The sequence below is a fragment of the Mesorhizobium sp. M7A.F.Ca.CA.003.01.2.1 genome (assembly GCF_003998945.1).
Lineage (GTDB): Bacteria > Pseudomonadota > Alphaproteobacteria > Rhizobiales > Rhizobiaceae > Mesorhizobium > Mesorhizobium ciceri.
Genome location: NZ_RZRA01000339.1, coordinates 1 through 5,282, shown reverse-complemented (window position 1 = coordinate 5,282; position 5,282 = coordinate 1). Strand labels below are relative to the sequence as shown.

Here is a 5,282-nt window from a genome sequence, read left to right as displayed (position 1 = left end):
TTGGCGAGCAGCGTTTGGATCAGGTTGCCCGATCCCTGGATGAGCAGGTCGGGTCCATCCTCCTGCTTGAGGCGGCGCAACGCCGCAACGATATCGGGCCCGAGCGATTGCGTGTTCTGCCAGGTGAGGGTGTCGGGCCGATGCGTCGCGACATATTTGGCCGCAGGGTTGAAGGCATCCGCGATCGGATCTTTCTGATATGGCCAGTAGGCGGCGAAGATATCGTAGGTCCTGCGGCCGAGAAGCAGGGCGAAAGGCTTGGAGAACAGTTCATCCATCGCCGCGCCCCCCGCCTCGTCGAAGTAATGGAAGGTCCAGCCGCCGAACTTGAAGCCGCCGACCGGATCCTCTTGCGGGCCGCCGGGCGCCTGCATGACGCCGTCGAGGCTGATGAATGTCGCAGAGATGATCTTTCTCATTCCAATGCTCCCGTTCTTCGGTCCACGCCGTCGTGGCGGACTTCAGCCCAAGGACGGGCGACGAGCCACCGGTCCGACAGGACAGGACGAAATTTTGGAAAATCACCGTTGCTTGCGAGGCTCGGTGTGGAGATTTTCCGACGAGAACCAGACATCGCCTGATATGGCGGTGGCGGTGTCGTCCGGCGCCCTGTCCTGCGCCAGCCAGATCGAGCGGCTGCGCGCGGCCTGCTCGCCGGTGGGGATCATCGCCGCGGGGTCCGCGACCGAGGCGCCGACACAGGGAATGAACCACGACCGCATGAACGGATCGCAGGCGAAGCCTTTTTGCGTGCGTGTCACCATCACCGCCAGCGGGACGCGCTCGGCCGGCCGCCAGGGAAAGATCATGCGGCCGCCTGGCCGCAGCGCCTTCAGCCATCCGGCCGGGGGCGCTGCGACCCCGGCATTGACATAGATGATGTCGGATGGCGGCAGGGGCGTCGTCACGGCATCGCCATGGACCACCGTCGCATTGCCATAGGCTTCGAGATTTTGACGCGCCAGATCGGCCAGCTTCTCGTCGAGTTCGAAAGCGGTGACGATGCCGCCTGGCGAAACCAGCCGGGCCAGCACGGCGGTGTAGTAGCCGGTGCCGGCGCCGATATGGCAAACCGCCTCACCGGGTTTCGGTTCAAGCTTTCCAATCCACATGGCGTGCAGGAATGGCTCGCCATTGTTGATGCCCTTGTCGTCGTCGAGCGCCACCAGCACGTTCTGATAGATATGAGCCGGATCGGCGCTTGGTGTTGTGACCCTGCCGTTGCCGGCGACGACCGTCCACGGTCCGGGACCGAGAAACGCTTCGCGCGGCACGTCGGCGAAAGCCGCTTCCAGACGTGGGTCGGGCGAGCCGGCATTGGCGGCCAGCAGCCGCGCGTAGAATTTCCTGATGTCTTCGATCCGGGTCATGATGCCGGAAAACATAGCGCGGATTGCCGATTTGTCGCGAGGCTGCCCCCTGCGCAGAGGGCAGCTGGTTTCCAGGCGAAGCGGAACTCAGCCGACCCCGAACATGGTGTCGTAGAGCAGCTTGAAGTTGAGCACCAGGATGATCGCGGCGACCACCCAGGCAAGGGCTGCGACGCCGCGCGGAATGGCGAGATTGCCCATCTTCTTCTTGTCGGAGACGAACTGCACCAGCGGGACGACCGCGAAGGGCAGTTGCATCGACAGGATGACCTGGCTGAACACCAGCAACTGGCCGGTGCCCTTTTCGCCATAGAGCGCGGTGACGACCACCACCGGGATAATGGCGAGGCCGCGCGTCAGCAGCCGGCGTGCCCAGTTGGGGATGCGCAGGCGCAGGAAGCCTTCCATAACAATCTGGCCGGCGAGCGTGGCCGTCACCGTCGAGTTCAGGCCGGAAGCCAGCAGCGCCACAGCGAACAGGATCGAGGCGATGCCGAGGCCGAGCAGCGGCGACAGCAGCTCGAAGGCCTGGCCGATCTCTGCGACGTCCTGGTGGCCGGTGTTGTGAAAGGCGACCGCGGACACGATCAGGATCGAGGCGTTGACGAACAAAGCCAGCATCAGGGCGATGGTCGAGTCCGTCGTTGCCCATTTGATGGCGTCGCGCTTGCCCTTGTCGGTGCGTTCATAGGCGCGGGTCTGCACGATCGAGGAGTGCAGATAGAGATTATGCGGCATGACGGTGGCGCCGATGATGCCGATGGCGATGTAGAGCATCGCCGGATTGGTGACGATTTCCGACGACGGCACGAACATGGCATGCAGGATCGAACCGGCCGGCGGGGCGGCGACGAAGATCTGGATGGCGAAGCAGCTGAAGATGATGATCAAAAGCGCGATGACGAAGGCTTCGAGATAGCGAAACCCCTTGTTCATCAGGAGCAGCACGAGGAAGGCATCGAGCGCCGTCAGCATGGCGCCGCCGATCAGCGGAATGCCGAACAGAAGCTGCAATGCGATCGCGGTGCCGATGACTTCGGCCAGGTCGCAGGCGATGATGGCCAGCTCGCAGGCGATCCACAGCACGAAGTTCACCGGCCGGGGATAATAGGCCCGGCAGGCCTGGGCGAGGTCGCGGCCGGTGGCGATGCCGAGCCGTGCCGCCAGCGCCTGCAAAAGGATCGCCATCAGGTTGGACAGCATGATGATGAACAGCAGCGTGTAACCGAACTGGGCGCCGCCGGCGAGGTCGGTCGCCCAGTTGCCGGGGTCCATATAGCCGACCGAGACCATGTAGCCGGGACCCATGAAGGCGAACAGGCGACGGAACCAGACGCCCGAGTTCGGCACGGCGATAGAGGAATTGACTTCGCGCAGGCTGGGCTGCTCGTCCTCGTCGGGCCTGGCGAACCGCCATGAGGAACGGGAGGCTGTGGCTTCGGCTTCGGACATGAAGGAGGGCTTTCCGCGAGACTGGACGATGTTGGCTTAAGCTATGCCATGGCTCAACATTATGCAATATGCTATATTTCATTGTCGTTGCTTTTTATCCGGCTGGCGGTCATCGGGTGAAGCGGCAATCGGAAGCCCCGGTTGCACCTGTGGCGGAATGCAAATAAACGGCCTGAAGAATCAGAGCCCGTGCTATGAAAGCATGGATGGCAAATAGTCCTGGGAGGAGCGCGTATTGGTGCTGAAGAACAGACCAGTTCCGCGCGAGCCGCTGCTCGACGCCGAAATTCATTCGGAGGGCTTCCGGCAGCAGCGCGAAGCGCGCCGCAGTGCGTTGGTCGAGGATTATGTCGAGCTGATCGCCGACCTGATCGAAGACGGCAACGAGGCGCGTCAGGTCGACATCGCCGCACGGCTCGGCGTCGCGCAGCCGACGGTGGCCAAGATGCTGACCAGGCTGTGCGCCGACGGTCTGGTGTCGAGAAAGCCCTATCGTGGCGTGTTCCTGACCGAAGCCGGCCGCAAAGTCGCGGAGGAAAGCCGCATCCGCCACCAGACGGTGGAAGCTTTCTTGCGCTCGCTCGGTGTCAGTGCGGAGACAGCGCGCATCGATGCCGAGGGCATCGAGCACCATGTCAGCGCCGAGACGCTGGAAGCCTTCCGCAAGGCGATGACGGCGCGCTGAGCGCCAGAGTTCCCGCGTCGCCGGAACCGTCGCACGCCAGACACGTTTGCACCAGATCCGTGCGATTGGCGCGCGAAAGGGAGGAAACGATGGGCATCGAACAAACGCCGGCGGCAAAGGGCAAGCAGGCAGCCGAGGGACTGAAACAGGCGGCGGCCAGGGATGAGCGCAAGACCGAAGCCGAAACCGGCCATCCGCTGAAAAAGGGCGCGGCGCGTTTCGAGGAGCGTTCGAAGAGCTCCGACGGCAAGAGCGCCGGCGCCAAGCAGGAAGATTAGCTCTCTGTCGGGCTTACGTGATCGGCTGTAGGCCACGGGGACGATTGCCACGCCGAGCCGCTCGCCACAACGAACTTGGCCGCAAGGCAACCCGTGTGGCCAAAAAGGCCATCGAAAAATGCTGTGACTTGGCGCAACCGTTGAGATAATTGTTTGTCGCCCCGGAGCAACGGGGAGGTTTGCTGCACGAGGAGTTGCCATGCTCTGGAAGGGCCGTCGTCAGAGTGACAATATCGAGGACGACCGCAGCGACAGCGGCGGCGGCGGACTCGGCGGCGGCGGTGGCCAGTTCCGCATTCCGATCGGCGGCCGTACCGGTGGCGGCGGCAGCATCTTCCTCGTCATCCTGGTGGTGCTGGCCGGATGGTATTTCGGCTTCGATCCTTCGACGATCCTGGGCGGTGGCGACGGCGGCCTGCTGCCGGGCGGCGGCGGCCAGATCACCGACAATAGCGGCCAGGACAACGGTGCCACACCGGCCAATGACGAGATGAAGCAGTTCGTGGCGACCGTGCTGGCCGAGACCGAGGACACCTGGACCGGCATCTTCAAGTCGCAGGGATTGACCTACGAGGATCCCAAGCTGGTGCTGTTTTCCGGCCAGGTGCGCTCGGCCTGCGGCTTTGCCTCCGCGGCGGCCGGACCGTTCTATTGTCCCGGCGACCACAAGGTCTATCTGGACATGACCTTCTTCCAGCAACTCGACCAGCAGTTCGGCGCTTCGGGCGAATTTGCCCGCGCCTATGTGATCGCGCATGAAATCGGCCATCATGTGCAGAACCTGACCGGCATCATGTCCAAGTTCAACCAGATGCGGCAGAGCATGGGCGAGGTCGAGGCCAACCAGATGTCGGTGCGAATCGAGCTTCAGGCCGACTGCTTTGCCGGTGTGTGGGCCCACTACACCGGACAGAAAGGCATATTGGAGCAGGGCGACATCGAAAGCGCGCTGAACGCCGCCAAGCAGATCGGCGACGACACGCTGCAGAAGAAGATGCAGGGCTATGTCGTGCCGGAAAGCTTCAACCACGGCACCTCGCAGCAGCGGCAGACCTGGCTGGCGCGTGGTTACAAGAGCGGCAAGCTGTCGGATTGCAACACGCTGAGTGGGCCGATCTGACCAGACCGTTGTCGAGCTTCACCTGCCGGCGATGCTGCCGTCAGGTGGTGTCAGGATGAATAGATTCGGCCTGTTCCTGCATTGTTCCTTTCCGCGAGCTCGCCTATAAGGTGCGTCCGCCTGCGCCTGAGGGCGAGCAGAGGAGCTTGATCCTGCATGATCGACCCCAAAACCGCCAGACGGGGCCTTGCGCTCGTCTTCACCACGCTGCTGCTCGACATTATCGGCTTCGGCATGATCATGCCGGTGCTGCCGGCCTATCTCCGGGAATTGACCGGGGTCAGCATCAGCGGCGCGGCGATCGAAGGCGGCTGGCTGTTCTTCGTCTATGCGGCGATGCAGTTCTTCTTCGCACCGATCATGGGCGGCTTGAGCGA

Annotated in this window: 6 protein-coding genes and 1 pseudogene; 4 read left to right on the top strand and 3 right to left on the bottom strand. The window is 63.2% G+C overall.

All coding sequences use genetic code 11. The annotated features are described in order from the left end of the window. The 3 genes from EN969_RS15475 to EN969_RS15465 form a co-directional block, all read right to left on the bottom strand. The coding region (locus tag EN969_RS15475; RefSeq protein WP_164758273.1) for a dihydrofolate reductase family protein at positions 1-419 on the bottom strand (419 nt) is incomplete at its 3' end. Between the two features lie 102 nt (positions 420-521). Continuing rightward, on the bottom strand, positions 522-1,370 hold the full coding sequence (locus EN969_RS15470) for a protein-L-isoaspartate O-methyltransferase (protein ID WP_063170313.1): 849 nt from the start codon (positions 1,368-1,370) through the stop codon (positions 522-524). 87 nt (positions 1,371-1,457) lie between these two features. Beyond that, positions 1,458-2,822, bottom strand: a complete 1,365-nt coding sequence (locus EN969_RS15465) for an Nramp family divalent metal transporter (protein WP_013530120.1) — start codon at positions 2,820-2,822, stop codon at positions 1,458-1,460. A 235-nt stretch (positions 2,823-3,057) separates the two neighbouring features. On the opposite strand from EN969_RS15465, the gene mntR reads away from it, so the two are divergent. The 4 genes and pseudogenes from mntR to EN969_RS15445 form a co-directional block, all read left to right on the top strand. Next, entirely contained in the window at positions 3,058-3,507 is a 450-nt protein-coding gene (mntR, locus tag EN969_RS15460) for a manganese-binding transcriptional regulator MntR (RefSeq protein WP_024504117.1), read from the top strand. A gap of 89 nt (positions 3,508-3,596) precedes the next feature. Then, positions 3,597-3,785 (top strand): hypothetical protein, encoded by a 189-nt coding sequence (locus EN969_RS15455; protein WP_013530122.1) that lies wholly within the window; start codon positions 3,597-3,599, stop codon positions 3,783-3,785. 199 nt (positions 3,786-3,984) lie between these two features. Beyond that, complete coding sequence (locus EN969_RS15450; protein ID WP_013530123.1) at positions 3,985-4,905, top strand: neutral zinc metallopeptidase; 921 nt, start codon at positions 3,985-3,987, stop codon at positions 4,903-4,905. A 156-nt stretch (positions 4,906-5,061) separates the two neighbouring features. Then, positions 5,062-5,282, top strand: a pseudogene (locus EN969_RS15445) (TCR/Tet family MFS transporter); the annotation flags it as partial.